Origin of the sequence: Mesorhizobium sp. CA6 (assembly GCF_020165035.1) — a bacterium.
In the GTDB taxonomy this organism is placed as follows: domain Bacteria; phylum Pseudomonadota; class Alphaproteobacteria; order Rhizobiales; family Rhizobiaceae; genus Mesorhizobium.
In genome coordinates this window covers 98,571-116,965 of record NZ_JAIUHI010000018.1, presented here as the reverse complement: position 1 = coordinate 116,965, position 18,395 = coordinate 98,571, and the positions used below count along the sequence as shown (strand labels likewise).

The window sequence follows — 18,395 nt, the reverse complement described above, 5'->3', positions numbered from 1 at the left end:
CAAGGAAGCTCCTGGTCGTCCTCAACGCTATCATTCGCGACAAAACCGCATTCGCGTGAACACAGTTGCCATTCCGTGACCCTGATCAAAGAGTGCAGCGGCGCAGAATTCTGCACCGTTGTGGCGCTCGGAGGTCACGGAATGGATCCTCGGGTCTGCGCGCGTCGCTTCGCTCCTTGCTCCGCCCGTGGATGACGAGGTTGGGACGCTCCAGCCAATCTCCAAGGCGCCCGCCGGGCGACCGGCCAAATGCCCGTGCCAGTCGCGCTGGCGTAACGAATTCCAGTGCGAGGGAATTACCGTCGATCCGGCATCGTGATAAAAACCCAGCCCCACATACGCCAGGCCAGAACCAATGACACTCACCGGATTCCTCACCTACAGCGCCGCGCTCGGCGTCGCCGCCGCCATTCCGGGCCCCGGCGTCACGGCGCTTGTCGCCCGCGCGCTCGGCTCCGGCTTCCGGTCCTCGCTTGCCATGTCGTTCGGCCTGATGCTCGGCGACCTCACCTATCTCACCGCCGTGGTGCTCGGGCTTGCCTTCGTCGCCCAGACCTTCGGCATGGTCTTCCTCGCCATCAAATGGGCGGGCGTTGCCTATCTCGCCTTCCTCGCCTGGCGCTTCTGGGCCAGCGGCATCACGCCCGAGACCGTCGAGGCGCGGAAGGCCAAGGACGGGCTGGTATCGAGCTTCATCGCCGGGCTGACGGTGACGCTCGGCAACCCCAAGACGATGATCTTCTATCTCGCCATCACGCCGACCATCGTCGACCTTAAGACCATCACGCTTGCCGACTACGCTATCCTTGCAGTGCTCACGGTAGCGGTCCTGTTCGTGGTGCTGGTGCCTTATCTGGCGCTGGCCGCCAAGGCGCGCTGGTTCCTGAAATCGCCGCGCGCGCTGAAGGTGCTGAACCGCACCGCCGCCGGCTTCATGATGGGGGCGGCTGCCGCCATAGCGGCGCGTCAATAGGTTCCAATCTCAACCGATCCCGGATTCGGCCAAACTATTCCTGAAACCCGGCGTGGCGGAAAATGCATTTCCGGCCGCGAGCGCTTTTGAGCAACCGCCCCACTCGGATATTTTCCAGCCGCAGCCTATCTTGCGCGGTTGAAAGTCTTATTCTGTCCGCCTGTGCCATTGCCTTGGGAGCGAAACCAATGAACAAGCCCGTCACCTCCGCGCGCGTGCCCGGCCGCGGCCGCGTCTTCAACTCGATCACGGAGACGATTGGCGACACGCCGCTGGTCAGGCTGGACAAGTTCGCCAAGGAAAAGGGCATCGTTGCCAACCTTCTGGCCAAGCTCGAATTCTTCAATCCGATCGCCTCCGTCAAGGACCGCATCGGCGTCGCCATGATCGAGGCGCTGGAGGAGGCCGGCAAGATTTCGCCCGGAAAGACCACGCTGATCGAGCCGACTTCCGGCAACACCGGCATCGCGCTCGCCTTCGCCGCCGCCGCCAAGGGCTACAAGCTGATCCTCACCATGCCGGAGACGATGTCGGTCGAGCGCCGCAAGATGCTGGCGCTGCTCGGCGCCGAGTTGGTGCTGACCGAAGGCCCGAAAGGCATGAAGGGCGCAATCGCCAAGGCCGACGAGCTCGCCGCGACGCTGCCCAACGCCATCATCCCGCAGCAGTTCGAGAACCCGGCCAATCCTGAAATCCACCGCCGCACCACGGCCGAGGAAATCTGGAACGACACCAATGGCGAGGTCGACATCTTCGTTGCCGGCATCGGCACCGGCGGCACCATCACCGGCGTCGGCCAGGTGCTGAAGAAGCGCAAGCCCTCGCTGCACGTCGTGGCGGTCGAGCCGGAAGCCTCGCCGGTTCTGTCGGGCGGCCAGCCCGGCCCACACAAGATCCAGGGCATCGGTGCCGGCTTTGCGCCCAAAATCCTCGACACCTCGATCTATGACGAGGTCGTCAGGGTCTCGAACGAGGACTCGGTCGCCAATGCGCGTCTCGTCGCCCGGCTCGAAGGCGTTCCGGTCGGCATCTCGTCGGGCGCGGCACTCCAGGCGGCAATCGTCGTCGGCTCTCGGCCGGAGAACAAGGGCAAGACCCTCGTCGTCGTCGTCCCCTCCTTCGCCGAGCGCTATCTCTCGACCATCCTGTTCGACGGACTAGGCGCCTGAACGGCCTGGACCGCTGAAAAGGCGCCGGTGGCATTCGTCGGCGGCTTGAGGCAGGCGCCGCTTCCGGCTCATATCCCCACCGGCCCCAATCGCCGGTGGGAGGATTTGATGTACAAGCTCTATACGCGCCCAAACAGCGGCGGCTTCGTCGCCGAGGCCGCGCTTGCCATGGCCGGCGTGCCCTTCGAGCAGATCGACGTGCCCAAGAAGGATCCGCCGGATCCGGCCTTCCTCGCCATCAGCCCTTTGAACCAGGTGCCGGTGCTGACGCTGCCGGACGGTCATTCGCTGACCGAATCGGCGGCGATCTGCATCCTGCTTGCTGAACGCCACCCTGAAGCCCATCTCGCGCCGCAAGCGGGCTCGCCCGCCCGCGCCGATTTCCTGCGCTGGCTGGCTTTCATGTCGTCGGTGCTCTACCCGGCGGTCCTGCGGCTCTATTACGCCCATCGCTACACCGCCGATGGCGACGGCCTGCAGCCGGTTAAGCAGGCGGCGGTCGCCGAGATGGATCGCGGCTTTGCCATTCTCGACCAGGCTTTGGCCGGCCGTGACTGGCTGGCCGGCGAGAGGCTGTCGCTGGCGGACATCTACCTCGTCATGCTGGTGGCTTGGCATCCCGAGGTCCAGAAGGTGCGCGGCGCCTGGCCCAACATCGAACGTCTGTGGGCGAGGCTGCGCGAGAATGAGCTGATGCGCAAGCTGAACGCATCGCACGAGATGTGGCCCGAAAGCTAGTTCCTGACGAGCTTCGCCTTCTCGCCCTGCAGGAAACGCCGCAGCGCGGCGTCGCGCTCGAGGCCGATCGCCCGGTCATAGGACTGGGCCGCCTGTTTGATGTTGCCGAGCCTTGCGAGCAGCCCGGCGCGGGCGGCCCAATAGGGCTGGTAGTCCTGCAGCCGTTTGTCGTCGCCCAGCACGTAAAGCGCCGCCAGTCCGGCCGTGGCGCCCTGGGTTTCGGCGACCGCCACCGCGCGGTTGATCGCCACCACCGGCGAGCCGGCCACGGCCAGAAGCGCATCATAGAGCTGGCGGATCGCCGCCCAGTCGGTGCCGCTGCCGCGCCGGCGCGCCGTGTGGGCGGACTGCACGGCGGCCTCCAGCTGGTAGCGGCCGATGATGCCCCTTTGCGCGGCACGCACCAGCAAGGCCTCCGCCTCATCGATCAGGCGGTCGTCCCAGAGCGCGATATCCTGCTCGGCTAAAGGCACGAAATCCCCCTCCGGGCCGCGCCTCGCCGAGCGGCGCGCCTCGGCGAACAGCATCAGCGCCAATAGCCCGAGCGCTTCCGGCTCATCCGGCATCAGCGAGGTGACCAGCCGTCCAAGCCAGATGCCTTCGGCGGCGAGATTGCGCCGCCGGCTGTCGGTCCCGGTCGGATCCGACCAGCCTTCGGCGAAAGTGGCGTAGATTGCTTCGAGCACCGCGTCCAGCCGTTCGCCCAGCTCCGCCTTTTCCGGCACGCGAAACGGAATCCCGGTCTCGCGGATGCGCGCCTTGGCCCGCACCAGCCGCTGGCCCATCGTCGCCGGCGAAACCAGGAAGGCCGAGGCGATCGTCGCGGCGTCGAAGCCGAGGATCGTCTGCAGGATCAGCGGCGCACGCACGCTGGATTCGATCGCCGGATGGGCGCAGGCGAACATCAGCCGCAACCGGTCGTCGGGCAGGTCTTCGCCGCGCACGCGCTCCTCCATCTCTTCGGCAATCAGCTTCAGATGATCGCGCGCCGCCTCGCCGGTCAGACGACGCCGCACGGCGTCCACGTCGCGCCGCCGCGCCACGGCGAGCAGCCAGGCTTCGGGCTGCGCCGGCACGCCGGTTCGCGGCCAGCGTTCGAGCGCGGCGGCGAAGGCATCGGCCAGCGCGTCCTCGGCGCCGGCGACATCGCGCGTGCGCGCCGCCAGCCAGGCGACCAGCTTGCCGTAGCTGCGCCGGGCGGCCGCTTCGGCGGCCGCCCGCGCGATCTGCGAACGATCATGCATCGTAGGATCGCTATGCGGCTGCTACGTATTCAGCCATTTCCCAGATCGGCCGCAGCTCGACCGTGCCGGTGCTGGACGCGGGGCAGCGTGCGGCCCATTCGATCGCCGTGTCGATGTCGGCCGCCTCGATCATGTAGAAGCCGGCCAGTTGCTCCTTGGTGTCGGCATAGGGACCGTCGAGCACGTTGGTCTTGCCGTTCGCCATCCGTACCGCGGTGGCCGCCTGCGTCGGGCGCAGCCGCTCGCCGGCGATGTACGCGCCGGATTTCTTCAGCGCCTCGGTATAGGCGCCATAGGCCGCGAGCACCTGCTGGGTCTGCTCCTTCGACACGTTCGCCATCGCGGCCTCGTCATTGTAGATCAAAAGCATGTAACGCATGGAAGTTCTCCCGTTTTCTTGAAGGCCGCATCGTCGCGTGCCGACCTATGTCGTGCGGCATCGACCGATTTCGACAGGCGCCGGAAAAATCTTTCGCCCCCAAAGCCATCGAGCGCAAGCCGTCGTTCGCCGCTACTCAACCATTGGTCTAACGCACGCAATTGCGGGTTGGCATTTGCTTTCCGCCGTCTAAACTCGTCGCGGGCTCGCCGGGAGGGGGGCGGATTGCGGGCCGACATTTTCAGGGAGGAAATCGCGATGTTCAATTTCAGGACCAAATCTATTGCCGCCGGCGCGCTGGCCTTGTCGCTCGGCCTTGGCGCCGTGTCGGCCGGGGCGCAGGAATTCATCAATGTGCTCACCGGCGGCACGTCGGGCGTCTACTATCCGCTCGGGGTCGCCCTGTCGGAGATTTACGGCAAGGGAATCGAGGGCTCGCGCACCCAGGTTCAGGCGACCAAGGCGTCGGTCGAGAACCTCAACCTGCTGCAGCAGGGCAAGGGCGAGATCGCCTTTGCGCTCGGCGATTCGGTCAAGATGGCCGCCGAAGGCAACACGGAGGCCGGCTTCCCGGGCAAGCTCGACAAGCTGCGCGGCATTGCCGCGATCTATCCCAACTACATTCAGATCGTCGCCAGCCAGGACTCCGGCATCAAGACGCTCGCCGACCTCAAGGGCAAGAGCCTGTCGGTCGGCGCGCCCGCCTCCGGCACCGAGCTCAACGCGCGCGCCATCTTCGCCGCCGCCGGTCTCAAATACGAGGATCTCGGACGGGTCGAATACCTGCCCTTCGCCGAGTCGGTCGAGCTGATCAAGAACCGCCAGCTCGATGCCACCTTGCAGTCTGCCGGCCTCGGCGTTGCCTCCATCCGCGATCTCGCGACCTCGGTTCCCATCAATGTCGTCGCCGTGCCGGCCGAGGACGTCGCCAAGATCGGCGCGCCCTATCTGTCGGTGGTCATCCCGAAAGGCACCTATGAAGGCCAGACGCAGGATGTCGCGACCGCCGCGGTCGGCAATTTCCTGATTACCCGCGCCGACGTCTCCGACGAGACCGCCTACCAGATGACCAAGCTGCTGTTCGAACATCTCGACCAATTGGTAGCCGCCCATGCCGCCGCCAAGGCGATCGATCCGGCCAAGGCGCTGGACGGCATGCCGGTGGCGCTGCATCCCGGCGCGGAGAAATATTACAGGGAAAAAGGGCTGCTGAAGTAGGGGGCGCGGCAGTCTGAGATGTCTTCGCCAGACACCCCCCTCTGGTCTGCCGGGCATCTCCCCCGCAAGGGGGGAGATTGGCTGTCGCCGCGCGCTTCGCCAATCGCCGATGTAGCAGGAAGAGCGCCGTCATTGACGCTTCCGATCTCCCCCCTTGCGGGGGAGATGCCCGGCAGGGCAGAGGGGGGTGCCTCGCACTGTCATTCGTTCGTCTTGGAGCCCGTCGGATGAGCGAAGCCAAGCCCGCAACAACAAGCGACGGCAACCCGCCCACGTTCCATCTTCCCGTCGCCGAGGAACAAGTCGAAGGTCTGCCGCCCGGTTTTGGTGAAGGCCTCGCCGGCAAGGCGGCGTTCCTGGTTGCGGTCGCCTTTTCCGTCTTCCAGATCTACATCGCCGCTTATGGCAGCCTGCCCAGCCAGGTAGTGCGGGCCATGCATGTCGGCTTCCTGCTGCTGCTCGGTTTCGGCCTGATCGCCAATCTGCGCGCCAGGAGCGCCGCGGCGAAGGCGGGCTTCTGGGTGCTTGGCGTGCTGGGATTCGCCACCGGCCTCTACAATTGGTTCTTCTATGCCGACCTCATCCGCCGCTCCGGCTTCCTCACCACGCCCGACCTGATCGTCGGCGCACTGCTGGTGGTGCTGGTCTTCGAAGCCGCCAGGCGGCTGATGGGCCTGCCGCTGGCGGTCATCGCCTTCATCTTCCTCGCCTATTGCTTCGTCGGCAATCATTTGCCGCCGCCCTTCATCCATCGCGGCTATGATTTCGCGCAGCTTGTCGACACCTTCGCCTATGGCACAGAAGGCATATACGGCACGCCGGTCTATGTTTCGGCCGCCTACATCTTCATCTTCGTCGTCTTTGCCGCCTTCCTCGAACGGGCCGGCATGATAGCGCTGTTCAACGATTTCGCGCTTGGCCTCGTCGGTTCGTGGCGCGGCGGCCCGGCCCAGGTCTGCGTGCTGTCCTCGGCGCTGATGGGCACCATCTCCGGTTCGGGCGTCGCCAATGTCGTCGCCAGCGGCCAGTTCACCATCCCGCTGATGAAGCGCTTCGGTTTCCGCTCCGCCTTCGCCGGCGCGGTCGAGGCGACCTCCTCGATGGGCGGCCAGATCATGCCACCGGTGATGGGAGCCGTCGCCTTCATCATGGCCGAGACCCTGAACATCCCTTACGCCGAGGTGGTCAAGGCGGCGATCATCCCGGCGCTGCTCTATTTCGGCGCCTGCTTCTGGCAGGTGCATCTGGAGGCCGGCAAGGCCGGCCTGCACGGCATGGCCAAGGCAGAGTTGCCCAATCCCTGGGAAGCGGTCAGGAAGCACTGGCCGCTCGTGCTGCCACTCGCGGTGCTGGTTTATCTGCTGTTTGCCGGCTACACGCCGATCTTCGCCGGCACGATGGGCCTTGCGCTGACCGTCGTGCTCATCCTCGGCACGCCACTGGCGGCGTTGATCGGACCGCTTGCCTTTCGCTTCGTCTTCTGGCTGGCGCTCGGTCTTGCGGCGGCATCCTTCATGCGCTTCGGCGTCAATGTGCTGAGCCTCGTCATCGCAGCGCTCGTTATCGCCTGCCTCGCCTTCAAGGGCGGGCGCGAGACGCTGCGCATTTGCGTCGATTCGCTTGCCGAAGGGGCGAAGAACGCCCTCCCCGTCGGCATCGCCTGCGCCATTGTCGGCATCGTCATCGGCACGCTGACGCTCACCGGCATCGCTTCCACCTTCATCGGTTGGATCATCTCCATCGGCGAGAACAATCTGTTCCTGTCGCTGGTGTTGACCATGCTCACCTGCCTGGTTCTCGGCATGGGCATTCCGACCATCCCGAACTACATCATCACCTCCTCGCTTGCTGGCCCGGCGCTGCTGTCGCTCGGCGTGCCGCTGGTGGTCAGCCACATGTTCGTCTTCTATTTCGGCATCATGGCCGACCTGACCCCGCCGGTGGCGCTCGCCGCCTTTGCCGCAGCACCCATGGCCAAGGAAAGCGGCCTCAAGATTGGCATCCAGGCGACCAAGCTCGCCATTGCCGGCTTCGTCGTGCCGTTCATGGCCGTCTACACGCCGGCCTTGATGCTGCAGGACGCCGGTCCCATCGCGGCGTCGTTCGGCTATCCCGTCGAGGTCGGCCATATCGTCGTCAAAGCCTGCATGGGCATCGTGCTCTGGGGCGCCGCCGCCGTCGGCTTCCTCGCCCGCCGCATGGCCTGGTGGGAGCGTCTCGTCGCGTTCTGCGCCGGCCTGCTGCTGGTGGCCGCGTTGCCGCTTACTGACGAGACCGGCTGGGCGCTGGCGTTTGTCTGGATCGGCTGGCACTGGTGGCGCGCCCGCCGGCTATCCACGGCCGGGACCGCATGAGCCTGTGCATCCTCGCCGCCGGCAAGACGGTGACGCTTGCCGTTGCCGCCTTCACGCTGTCCTGGACGCATTCGGTGGAACGGACGCGCTGGCAGGAGGATTGGAAAGTGTCGCCGGCCGGGCTGCAGGCCGTTGAGGCGCGGGTCAAGGGCTCCGGCGCCGGCATGGAGCCGCCGGAGGGCTCGGTGCTGCGCAGCGGCTGGTGGGTCTATGCGCCGCGGATCGGACCCCAACCGCGCCTGGTGCTCGCGGCGTCCGGCGCCACCCGGAAGGGTTGGACGCTGTGCACGGCCACCGGCTGCCGCGAACTGGGCGAGACGGCCGGCGAACCCACCGTGCTCGAACCGTGCGACGGTTCGAGCCAGCCGCGGTAGCGCACGATCAGTCCGGCGACCGGGTGCGATATCTCGACATGGAAGCGGAAGCGGCCGTCCTCGACGGTTTCGTACGCGGTCGAGCGCGGACAAAGCCACATCGGCAGCGGCAGGCCGAGAAAGCTCCAGCGGCGCAGCACGAGCGACAGGCGGTTCTTGCCCGCCACCAACGCCATGGCGAAGGTGAGCGGGCCGAAGCGCTCGCAAAGCAGCCGCTCCGATCGGCCACGCCCGGCAAACTGCCGGCTCGAAAAACCGTACGTTGGGAAAGTCCGCGTCCAGGTCTCACCGTGCCCGTCGGCAGCGAAACGCACCTTGACGGGGACATCGGCCGCGCCAGGTGGGAAGCCGGCCATGCGGGCGGCAAGCCGGCTAAGAATACCGCTACCGCGCTCCACGCTGGCGCGTCCGTCCGCCATCGCCGCTTCATCATGCATGGCGCGGATTTCAGCCGGAAGGCTTTTCCACCCATCGCCGAGCAGATCGGGATAGAGCGCCTTCCCCTTGCCGGTCTCGTCCCTGAAGCCGGTGCAAATCGTCTTGCCGGCGAACGGCGTTTCATAGTCCTCCAGCTCGACGTCGCGCACGGCCGCCCGCGCGCCTGGTGGGGGCATGCGGCCGTCGAGCGCCTTGCGGACGATCGCCGCGACCGCCATGGACGGGATCAGCGGCCCGTCATCGCCCTCGGCCAACAGGTGCCAGGACCGCTTGTTTGGTCTGCCCTCTGTATCTGCGCCGTCGACCTCCACGAACATACCGCCGCGATGCTCGCCCCATGACAGCCGGTTGGTCGCCCAATGCATCAGCGGCGCCAGCGGCGACAGCGACCGCACCAGGCCAGCGCGGACCAGCCAAGCCAGGCCGATCAGCGCCCGGTGCAGCAGCTCGGGCACCGGGCCGGCGCCCATCCAGATCATCTTCGTTTCCGGCCACAACGCCTGCAGCGCGCGCAAATCCGGCACGTCGACCAGCGAGAACAGCGTGTTTCTCAACGGCACGCGCCCGGGCGGTGCGATCGTATAGCGCATCTGCTCGGTGAGCGGATAACCTTCGCCCGGTCTGCCGTCCCGCAGCATCTGCACCGGCCGGCCGGCATAGCTTGCAATGGCGCGGATGACGTTCTCGCCGACGCCGGCGAAGGGCGATGGCGCAATGCCGCCGCGGATGCCGTCGACACGCACCATGCCGGCCGAAAGGCGCCGCACGACCGCCGCCGTCAGCACAGGAAAGCTCGACACGCCGGAGAGCACCATCACGCCGGCCGCCTTAGCCGCCGCGTCGAAGGCTGATACCCCGGCGACGAAGTCCGAACCGTCGGCAAGGTCGAGATAGTGGATGCGCGCACCGATACAGGCTTGGACCAGCCGGTAGCGCCCCTCGCCATAGGCCTGGAACGGACCGCTGGCGTCGACCACGATGTCGGGCAGCATGCCGGCGAGTTGCGCGGCAAGGTCGCCGTCGCGGTCGAATGCCGTCGGCACAAGCCTGGCCTCGGTCGCGCCCCGTCCTTTGCAGTAAGCCTCGGCCCTGGCGAGCGACCGGCCGGCGATGATGAGCTCGAGGCGTGGCTCGTTCTCCAGCAATCGGACGATGCGTCCGCCGAAGGTGCCGTAGCCGCCGACGATGAGAAGCTTCATGCCTTGCCCCCAAGCCTGCCGTAACCGCCGTCAGCCGATCAATCGCTCCCGCAACTCGGCCGAGGGTATCTCGCAACTGTCTTTCCGGCCGAACAGCGCGTAGCGGTTCTTGGCGACGCGGTCATAGAGCCAGTCGCGCAGCGGCCGCGGCAGGATGAGCAGCGCCTTCGCGGAGCGCCATGGCCAGCCGAGCGCGTCCATGACGGCGACGAAACTGTCGAGCTTGGTGAAGGCCGCGCCGCCGATGATGGCGAGGTTGCTGTCGTAGTCGTCGGTCGGCAGGCCGTGCTCGCGAAACAGCGCCTCGCCGAGCGGCGACTGCGCGGTGGCGAAGCGGAAACGTCTTTTCCGGTCGAGCTTGAGGATGAGCTGAACGAAGCCCGAGCAGAACACGCAGACGCCGTCGAACACGATCAGCGGCTGGCGGGCGTCATAGGCCCGGCGCGGCAAGATGGGACGTTCGGGCAGGTCGGTCATGGCGGCCCCGGCTGCTTGTGACCCCCTTACGCTGTACCAAGGGGACACTAAGCTAGGGGAGACACTAAGGCAGCCGGCGGCGGCGTCAAAGTCGCGGCGTTGTCGCACGCCAGTTGCCGGCGAGCGTCAACCGCTCGGCGCGATAGGTGGTGGCGCGCTGGTCGGCGGCCGGCCGGCAGATGCGGCCATGGTGGGCTCGTTCGCGGGTCATGATCAGTTCACGCCGACGCCCAGCGAGTTGCCGCGGCGCGCGCAGGCCGGCCCTGGGCCGCGCATGTAATAGCGCTCCGGCCGATAGGTCGGCGCGACGAATTCGCGAATGGCTGCGGCATAGCCGGCGATGTGATTCCAGAAGTTCATTTTACCTGGTCCCTGTCCCGCTTTCGGATGTCCCGTCCGAATTGTTCGAGAGCATAGCGTCGAGGCGTGAATAGTCGGTGAACGTGATGTTAATTTCTGGTCCGAAACACGTTGCTTCGTGGCGGGATTGCGGCTGATTCGGGGTCTTTCGGCGCCTTTCGTCGCGATTCCGCTCCGTGTGACTTTTGCATCACATATGTTTCGTTCCGATGTCGCTTGCGCGCGCATCTGTTTCACGTTTGCCCGGCGACAGGAAATTTCCTTTCGCGCGTCTGGGCGGGCAGGAACCTGTCCCGGAACACGACGTTGACACCGCAAGGCCGGGGGCGAACCGGCCGTGTTGGCGGCCCTCTGCCGCGCAACTTCCCGACAATGCGAAACATGGAAAGGCAACCGCCATGGGCTTCTTTTCGAAAGACATCAAGACGCTGGACGACCTCTTCATCCACACGCTGCGCGACATCTATTATGCCGAGAAGCAGATCGAGAAATCGCTGCCGAAAATGATCGATAAGGCGACCGATCCGCAATTGAAGGGCGGCTTCGAGAAGCATCTCGCGCAGACCAAGGGTCACATCGAGCGGGTCGAGCAGGTGTTCGAGCTGCACGGCGTCAAGGCCAAGACCGTCAATTGCCCGGCCATCGACGGCATCCTCGCGGAGGCCGACGAAGTCAGCGGCGATGTCGACGACAAGGAGGTTCTGGACGCCGCGCTGATCGCCTCCGCCCAGGCCGTCGAGCACTATGAGATAACGCGCTACGGCACGCTGATCGCCTGGGCCAAGCAGCTCGGCCGCAGCGACTGCGCCAACGTGCTGGCCAAGAACCTCAAGGAAGAAGAGGCGACGGACCGCAAGCTCACCGAAATCGCGGAAAGCAAGGTCAACCTGCAGGCCGCCGAATAGCAGGCTGCGTGGCCAGCCCTCCCGGAACCCAAGCGAACCCCTGTCCGTTGCGATTGAAACCGCATCGCGCAGGAGTTCGCAATGGCACCACGCCCGGCTTGGAAGGGCTATCTCAAACTGTCGCTGGTCACATGCGCCATCGAGCTCACCAACGTCGTGACCCAGGCCGAGAAGGTCTCTTTCCGCATCCTCAACCGCAAGACCGGCAACACCGTCAAGCGCATCTATGTCGATGCGGGCACCGGCAAGCCGCTTGAAGAGGGCGACGAGGTCAAGGGCTATGAGGTGAGCGACGGCGACTTCGTCCATATCGAGGAGGACGAGATCGAGGCGGTGCAGATCGAATCCTCGCACACGATGAGCCTCGACGGCTTCGTCGAGAAATCCTCGATCGAGCAGATCTACCTCGACACGCCCTACTATGTTTCCCCGGCGGACGAGGTGTCGCAAGAAGCCTTCGCCGTCATCCGCGACGCGATGGCGGCCAGGAAGATGGCGGGGCTTGCGCGCATCGTGCTTTATCGGCGCGAGCGGCCGGTGGCGATCGAGCCGCTCGGCAAGGGCATGGTGCTGACCACCTTGCGCTACGACGACACGGTGCGCCGGCCGGCGACGGTGTTCGAGGACATCGCAGCGGCGAAGACCGACAAGGAGATGATCGACCTGGCCCAGCACATCATCGACGGCAAGAAGACGAAGTTCGACCCGTCGAAATTCGACGACCGCTACGAGGAGGCGCTGCTTGAGCTGATCCGCGCCAAGAAGGCGGGCAAGAAGGCGCCCAAGGCCAAGGCGCAGCCAAAGCCGTCCAATGTGGTCAACCTGTTCGATGCGTTGAAGAAGAGCCTGAACGCGGAAGGCGGCGGCAAAGCCGGCAAGGCCACATCGAAAGCGGCGGCCGGGAAAAGCAAGAGCAAGGCCGCGCCAAAACGCAAATCCGCATAGGAGGATGGCGGCATGGCCGGCCTCGAGCAGTATCACGCCAAGCGCGACTTCAAGAAGACCGCCGAGCCGGCCGGCAAGGTCGGCAGGCAAAAGCAAGGCGGCGGCATCTTCGTCGTCCAGAAGCATGCCGCCACGCGGCTCCATTATGATTTCCGGCTTGAGCATGACGGCGTCTTGTGGAGCTGGGCGGTGACGCGCGGCCCGAGCCTCGATCCGCATGAGAAGCGGCTGGCCGTGCATGTCGAGGATCACCCGATCGACTACGCGTCCTTCGAAGGCACCATTCCGAAAGGCCAATATGGCGGCGGCTCGGTGATCGTCTGGGACGAAGGCAAGTGGACGCCGGATGGCGATCCGGCCAAGAGCATGAAGAAGGGCCATATCGACTTCGAGCTCGAGGGCCACAAGCTCAACGGCCGCTGGCATCTGGTCAGGCTGCGGCCCCGCCCGGGCGAGAAGCGCGACAACTGGCTGCTGATCAAATCCGACGATGCCGCCGCCCGGCCCGGCGAGGATGTTCTCGAGGAGGAACCGAAATCGGTGAAGTCGGGCCTGACCATCGAGGAGGTGGGCGAAGGCAAGACCGCCAGGGGGCAGACACCGAAAGTCTGGCAATCCAACAGGCCGGCTGCCGCCAAGACCAAGGCCGGGCCTGGCAAGCGTCTCGAATTCATCGAGCCGCAGCTGGCGACGCTGGAAAAGGATGCGCCCGCCGGCGAGGACTGGCTGCATGAAGTCAAATTCGACGGCTACCGCATGCAGGCGCAGATCGCCGGCAGCGAGGTCAGGCTGCTCACTCGCGCCGGTCTCGACTGGACGGACAAATTCGATGGTCCTGTCACCGCTGCGCTTGCCAGGCTGAAATGCCGCGACGCCATCATCGACGGCGAGATCGTGGTTTTGGCCGACAGCGGCATCTCGTCCTTCCCCTTGCTGCAGGCGGACCTGTCGGCCCGACGCGCCGACCGCTTCGTCTACTATGTCTTCGACCTGATGCGGCTCGACGGCAAGGACCTGCGCCGCGAACCGTTGGTCGAACGCAAGCAGGCGCTGGCAGAGCTGCTGGGCCAGCAGCCCGAACATTCGGCGCTGCGCTTCAGCGACCATTTCCACGAGCCGGGCAAGGTCATGCTGCAGCATGTCTGCCGGATGGGCCTGGAAGGCGTGGTATCGAAACGCGCCGACGCGCCCTACCGCAGTGGGCGGGGGCTCTCCTGGATCAAATCCAAATGCACGCTGCGCCAGGAATTCGTCATCGGCGGCTATCTGCCCTCGGACAAGACCGGGCGCGGCCTGCGCTCGCTGCTGGTCGGCTTCAACGAAGGCGGCAAGCTGCACTATGCCGGCCGTGTCGGCACCGGCTTTTCCGGCAAGGTGATGACGGATTTGAAGAAGAAGCTCGACGGCCTCAAGGCGACGGCCTCGCCGTTCTCGGCCGCCGTGCCCAAGGGCAAGGGCCTCACCTTCGTCAAGCCGGAACTTGTCGGCGAGGTGGAGTTCCGCAGCTGGACTTCCGACCGTATAATCCGGCACGCCTCGTTCCAGGGGTTGCGCGAGGACAAGCCGGCGGAGGAAGTCGTGCAGGAACAGCCGAAGAAGGCCGAAACCGGGGCGAAGCCGGGTGCAAAGACCGCACCGAAACCCTCGGCCGGAACGGCGAAGACCTCGATCAAGCTCTCGCATCCCGACAAGCTGCTATGGCCCGACGAAAAGGTTTCCAAGCGGGACCTGCTCGATCATTACGCGCTGGTCTGGCCGCGCATGGCAGAATTCGTCGTCAACCGGCCGCTGAGCCTGGTGCGGGCACCGGACGGCATCCACGGCCAGCGCTTCTTCCAGAAACACGCCTCGCCCGGCATGAGCGACAAGATCGCCAGGATGAAAGATCCGACCGATGGCGAGGAGATACTGTTCATCAAGGATTTCGACGGGCTGGCGGCGCTTGTCCAGTACGGCGTGGTCGAGGTGCACATCTGGGGCTCGACGATCGATAAGTTGGAAAAGCCGGACCAGATCATCTTCGATCTCGATCCCGATGAAGGCGTCGATGTCGGCCGCGTACGCGAGGCGGCGCTCGACATCCACGAGCAGCTCAACGAGCTGTCGCTGCCGAACCTGGTCAAGACCTCAGGCGGCAAGGGCTATCACGTGCTGGTGCCGCTGAAACCCTCGGCGGAGTGGGACGAGGTCAAGGATTTCGCCCATGATTTCGCCCGCGCGCTCGAGCAGGCCGCGCCCGACCGCTACACGGCGACGCTGTCGAAGAAGGCGCGCACCGGCAAGATCTTCGTCGACTATCTGCGCAACGGCAGGGGCTCGACCACGGTCGCGCCCTATTCCTCACGCGCCAAGAAGGGTGCGACGATATCGATGCCGGCGACCTGGCCGGAGATAAAGAAGGGCCTGGCGCCGAATGCGTTCCCGCTTGGGGACGCTTCCACGCTGGCACAGCTGAAGAAGGCCGATCCGTGGAAGGAGTTCTTCAAGCTGGGGAAGGTGCTGAAGCGGGGGTAGGTTTGCGTGGACGGCAGAGCCGGCAAAGCCGCGATCCTTCGCGCCCCCCTCTGGCCTGCCGGCCATCTCCCCCTCTAGGGGGGAGATTAATCGCTCAGCCGGTTTCGCCAATCTCCAACGTTGCAAGAATGGCGGAGAGCCAGAACTGCCAATCTCCCCCCTTGAGGGGGAGATGGCCGGCAGGCCAGAGGGGGGCGCCTCGCGCCGACATTGCGAAGGTATCGCTTGCGCGTGACCCTACGCCAGAAACACCCGCTCAAACTCCTGCCTGCCCGTCGGCGAGAACACCACGGCGCGGCTGTCCTTCTCGCGCCGCGCCCATTTCTCGGCGATGATCTTGTCGAGGATGGCCGCACCAAGCGTGCCGGCGAGGTGCGATCGCCGCACGCTCCAGTCGAGGCAGGCGCGGCAAACCGGCCGCCGCGCCTTGGCACCGGTTTCGATGCCGAGCGCGGAAAAATGCGCGGCCCCGGACGGCGAGAGCCTGATTTGGTTGTCGTCGCGCAGCAAAAGCTTCCTGTCGAGCAGCCGGTCGAGCATCGCCACCGCCTGCTCGCCGGCCAGGTGATCGTAGCAGACCCTCGCCACGCGCATGGCCGCGTCGCGCGGTCCCGGCCGCACACGCTTCGGGCCGACCGCTTCGGCGACGCCGATGATCGCCTCGATCATGCCGGCCACCTGCGCGCCGGCGAGACCGTAATAGCGGTGTCGGCCCTGGCTGGCCAAAGTCAGCAAGCCGCCATCCATCAGCTTCGACAGATGCGAGGAAGCGGTGGGCAGCGACACACCCGCTTCCAGCGCCAGTTCCGACGCGGTCAGCGCCGTACCGCCCATGAGAGCGTTGAGCATGTTGGCGCGGGCCGGGTCGCCGACCAGGCTGGCGATGCGGGCGATGTCGGGTCCTTCACGCATGGTTCGATCCTCATCGAAGCATTCCTGTCAGGGAAGCACTATTCTGCGGTCGGCTCAAGCAGCGCGGCAAACTCTCCTGACAGGAGAATGCCTAGCACAAAGGCGCAAGCGATGTTTCGACCGCGGTCGAACCGTCGTCGTCAAAACTCAACGGACGAGGAGACCGACATGACCATCACCTGCTTCATCCGCTACGAGATCGACCCGTTCGGCAAGGCGGCCTTTGAGCAATATGCGCGGGCCTGGGGCCAGGCCATTCCGCGCTGCGGCGCCGACCTGATCGGCTATTACGCCCCGCATGAAGGCTCGGCCACCACGGCCTATGCCGCCTACAACATCGAGAGCCTCGCGGCCTATGAAGGCTATCGCGCCCGGCTTGCCGCCGACCCGGCGGGCAAGGCGAATTATGAATTCGCGCGGCGCGAGAAATTCATCTTGAAGGAAGATCGCCTCTTCCTGAAGCTGGTGTCCGGGCCGCATGGGCCGAGACAGGTCTTTCGCACCGACGTGGTTGTCAAGGAAGGGGTCGAGACATGATCGCTGTCATCTTCGAGGTGGAGCCGGCGGAAGGCAAGCGCGATGCCTATCTCGGCATCGCCGCCGAGCTTAAGCCGCTGCTTGAGAGCATAGACGGCTTCATCTCGGTCGAGCGCTTCCAGAGCCTGACCGACCCCAGGCGGGTTCTGTCGCTGTCCTTCTGGCGCGACGAGGAAGCGGTGAAAGCCTGGCGCAACACCGAAGAGCACCGGCAGGCGCAAAAGGCGGGGCGCGGCGGCTTCTTTGCCGACTACCGTCTGCGCATCGCCCATGTCATGCGCGACTATGGGATGGAGGAAAGGGCCGAGGCGCCGCAGGATAGCCGCGAGGTGAATGGCTGAAGCGCGCCTTTCCCTTCTCCCCTTGTGGGAGAAGGTGTCGCCGAAGGCGACGGATGAGGGGTGTTCCCGCTTGGCGACGCCGGAGGAGACGGCACGTTTGCCGGCGTCTCACTCCGCTGGAGCACCCCTCATCCGTCTCGGCGCTACGCGCCGATCCACCTTCTCCCACAAGGGGAGAAGGAGAAGGCTACGCATTGCCGATCAGCACGCCCGCCCCGAACACCAGCGCGCCGCCCAGCACCACCTGGAAGGCGGCGCGCCAGAAGGGAGTCTGCATGTAGCGGTTCTGAACGAAAGCAATCGCCCAGAGTTCGAAGAACACCACCACCGCCGCCACGGCAGTGGCCGTCCAGAAATACGGGATCAGATAGGGCAGCGCGTGACCGAGGCCGCCCAGCGAAGTCATCAGGCCGACCGTCAGCCCGCGCTTGATCGGCGAGCCGCGCCCCGACAGTTTGCCGTCGTCGGAGGCGACCTCGGTGAAACCCATCGAGATGCCGGCGCCGATCGAGGCGGCGAGGCCGACCAGAAGCGTCTGCCAGGTGTCGTGCGTGGCGAACGCCGCGGCGAAGATCGGCGCAAGCGTCGACACAGAGCCGTCCATCAGCCCGGCCAGCCCGGGCTGCACATAGGTGAGGATGAACTGGCGCTGCTCGGCCGTCGCCTCCTCCACCTTGACGGTTCCCGGCACATGCTGCTGTTCCAATTCATGCGCCGAGCTTTCATGACCCTGCTCGGCCGCGGCGAGGTCGTTGAGCAGCTTGCGCGTCGAGGCGTCGGTGGTGCGCTTGGCCGCCTCGACATAGAAGCGATAGGCCTGCCGCTCCATTTCCTCGGCCTGCTGCCGCACATGCTCGATGCCGAGCGGCCTCACCAGCCAGTCCGGCTTGCGCTCGAAATAGCCTTTCACATGCTCGCGCCGGATCAGCGGGATGCGCTCGCCGAAGCGCTTGCGGTGAAGCTCGATGAGCGAATCGCGATGGCCGTCCTCTTCCTCGGCCATCGCCTCGAAAACTTTTGCCGATTGCGGAAAGTCCTGCGCCAGGCCATCGGCATAAGCGCGGTAGATGCGTCCGTCATCCTCCTCGGAGGAGATCGCCAGCGCCAGGATCTCCTGCTCCGAAAGCGAATCGAAGGAACGGCGGCCGAAGCCGAAAACACGGGAAAGCATGATGGGATCACTCTAGTTTAGAATTGTTCTAAACTATGATTTTGGCAGTTGAAGGTCAATTGCCAACGGCGCCGGCTGCGGGCGCGCGAATGCTGATCCCGCGGAGATCAAACCCTTCATTATTGCCGAATGTTTGCCTATATAACT

General features: G+C 65.4%; 18 protein-coding genes and 1 pseudogene. 11 read left to right on the top strand and 8 right to left on the bottom strand.

Features of this window, described 5'->3' with window-relative positions; all coding sequences use genetic code 11:
• Positions 1-355 precede the first annotated feature (355 nt).
• The 3 genes from LB526_RS24520 (at position 356) to LB526_RS24510 (ending at position 2,880) form a co-directional block, all read left to right on the top strand.
• Positions 356-973, top strand: coding sequence for a LysE family translocator (locus tag LB526_RS24520; RefSeq protein ID WP_224630094.1), 618 nt, complete (start codon positions 356-358; stop codon positions 971-973).
• A gap of 188 nt (positions 974-1,161) precedes the next feature.
• Entirely contained in the window at positions 1,162-2,142 is a 981-nt protein-coding gene (gene cysK, locus LB526_RS24515; protein ID WP_224630093.1) for a cysteine synthase A, read from the top strand.
• A gap of 108 nt (positions 2,143-2,250) precedes the next feature.
• Positions 2,251-2,880 (top strand): glutathione S-transferase family protein, encoded by a 630-nt coding sequence (locus tag LB526_RS24510; protein WP_224630092.1) that lies wholly within the window; start codon positions 2,251-2,253, stop codon positions 2,878-2,880.
• Here LB526_RS24510 and LB526_RS24505 read toward each other — a convergent pair.
• Both LB526_RS24505 and LB526_RS24500 read right to left on the bottom strand, forming a co-directional pair.
• Positions 2,877-4,124: an RNA polymerase sigma factor gene (locus LB526_RS24505; RefSeq protein ID WP_224630091.1), complete on the bottom strand. Its 1,248-nt coding sequence runs from the start codon at positions 4,122-4,124 to the stop codon at positions 2,877-2,879. The two genes, LB526_RS24510 and LB526_RS24505, sit on opposite strands and share 4 nt — an antisense overlap.
• A gap of 10 nt (positions 4,125-4,134) precedes the next feature.
• The gene (locus LB526_RS24500) at positions 4,135-4,503 is read right to left on the bottom strand and encodes a YciI family protein (RefSeq protein WP_095770177.1); all 369 of its coding nucleotides are present in this window, start codon (positions 4,501-4,503) and stop codon (positions 4,135-4,137) included.
• Between the two features lie 258 nt (positions 4,504-4,761).
• Between LB526_RS24500 and LB526_RS24495 the strand changes: the two genes are divergently transcribed.
• From LB526_RS24495 to LB526_RS24485, 3 genes are all read left to right on the top strand, one after another.
• Positions 4,762-5,721 carry a TAXI family TRAP transporter solute-binding subunit gene (locus LB526_RS24495; protein ID WP_224630090.1) on the top strand — a complete coding sequence of 320 codons (960 nt, stop codon included), beginning with the start codon at positions 4,762-4,764 and terminating at the stop codon, positions 5,719-5,721.
• A 227-nt stretch (positions 5,722-5,948) separates the two neighbouring features.
• Positions 5,949-8,075 (top strand): TRAP transporter permease, encoded by a 2,127-nt coding sequence (locus LB526_RS24490; RefSeq protein WP_224630089.1) that lies wholly within the window; start codon positions 5,949-5,951, stop codon positions 8,073-8,075.
• Complete coding sequence (locus LB526_RS24485) at positions 8,072-8,449, top strand: DUF1850 domain-containing protein (protein WP_224630088.1); 378 nt, start codon at positions 8,072-8,074, stop codon at positions 8,447-8,449. The genes LB526_RS24490 and LB526_RS24485 overlap by 4 nt, the downstream gene beginning before the upstream one ends.
• 44 nt (positions 8,450-8,493) lie before the next feature.
• Here the strand turns inward: LB526_RS24485 and LB526_RS24480 are convergent.
• The 4 genes and pseudogenes from LB526_RS24480 to LB526_RS24470 all read right to left on the bottom strand — a co-directional run.
• Positions 8,494-10,086 (bottom strand): annotated as a pseudogene (locus tag LB526_RS24480) (DUF4166 domain-containing protein); the annotation flags it as partial.
• 30 nt (positions 10,087-10,116) lie between these two features.
• The gene (locus LB526_RS24475) at positions 10,117-10,563 is read right to left on the bottom strand and encodes a thiol-disulfide oxidoreductase DCC family protein (protein WP_224630087.1); all 447 of its coding nucleotides are present in this window, start codon (positions 10,561-10,563) and stop codon (positions 10,117-10,119) included.
• Between the two features lie 85 nt (positions 10,564-10,648).
• Positions 10,649-10,774, bottom strand: coding sequence for a hypothetical protein (locus LB526_RS29660; protein WP_263481806.1), 126 nt, complete (start codon positions 10,772-10,774; stop codon positions 10,649-10,651).
• A gap of 2 nt (positions 10,775-10,776) precedes the next feature.
• Positions 10,777-10,923, bottom strand: coding sequence for a hypothetical protein (locus LB526_RS24470; RefSeq protein ID WP_095770181.1), 147 nt, complete (start codon positions 10,921-10,923; stop codon positions 10,777-10,779).
• Positions 10,924-11,321: 398 nt separating this feature from the next.
• On the opposite strand from LB526_RS24470, the gene LB526_RS24465 reads away from it, so the two are divergent.
• The 3 genes from LB526_RS24465 (at position 11,322) to ligD (ending at position 15,287) form a co-directional block, all read left to right on the top strand.
• Positions 11,322-11,828 (top strand): ferritin-like domain-containing protein, encoded by a 507-nt coding sequence (locus LB526_RS24465; protein WP_095770182.1) that lies wholly within the window; start codon positions 11,322-11,324, stop codon positions 11,826-11,828.
• Between the two features lie 81 nt (positions 11,829-11,909).
• Positions 11,910-12,773: a Ku protein gene (locus LB526_RS24460; RefSeq protein WP_224526179.1), complete on the top strand. Its 864-nt coding sequence runs from the start codon at positions 11,910-11,912 to the stop codon at positions 12,771-12,773.
• Between the two features lie 12 nt (positions 12,774-12,785).
• Positions 12,786-15,287, top strand: a complete 2,502-nt coding sequence (gene ligD, locus LB526_RS24455; RefSeq protein ID WP_224630086.1) for a DNA ligase D — start codon at positions 12,786-12,788, stop codon at positions 15,285-15,287.
• A gap of 237 nt (positions 15,288-15,524) precedes the next feature.
• Here the strand turns inward: ligD and LB526_RS24450 are convergent, their stop codons facing one another.
• The gene (locus tag LB526_RS24450) at positions 15,525-16,199 is read right to left on the bottom strand and encodes an ArsR/SmtB family transcription factor (RefSeq protein ID WP_224630085.1); all 675 of its coding nucleotides are present in this window, start codon (positions 16,197-16,199) and stop codon (positions 15,525-15,527) included.
• 168 nt (positions 16,200-16,367) lie between these two features.
• Between LB526_RS24450 and LB526_RS24445 the strand changes: the two genes are divergently transcribed.
• Both LB526_RS24445 and LB526_RS24440 read left to right on the top strand, forming a co-directional pair.
• Positions 16,368-16,736, top strand: a complete 369-nt coding sequence (locus tag LB526_RS24445; protein ID WP_224611682.1) for an NIPSNAP family protein — start codon at positions 16,368-16,370, stop codon at positions 16,734-16,736.
• Entirely contained in the window at positions 16,733-17,077 is a 345-nt protein-coding gene (locus LB526_RS24440; RefSeq protein ID WP_224607281.1) for an antibiotic biosynthesis monooxygenase family protein, read from the top strand. Before LB526_RS24445 ends, LB526_RS24440 begins: the two co-directional genes overlap by 4 nt.
• 187 nt (positions 17,078-17,264) lie before the next feature.
• Here the strand turns inward: LB526_RS24440 and mbfA are convergent, their stop codons facing one another.
• Positions 17,265-18,248, bottom strand: coding sequence for an iron exporter MbfA (gene mbfA / locus LB526_RS24435; protein WP_224630084.1), 984 nt, complete (start codon positions 18,246-18,248; stop codon positions 17,265-17,267).
• Positions 18,249-18,395 lie beyond the last annotated feature (147 nt).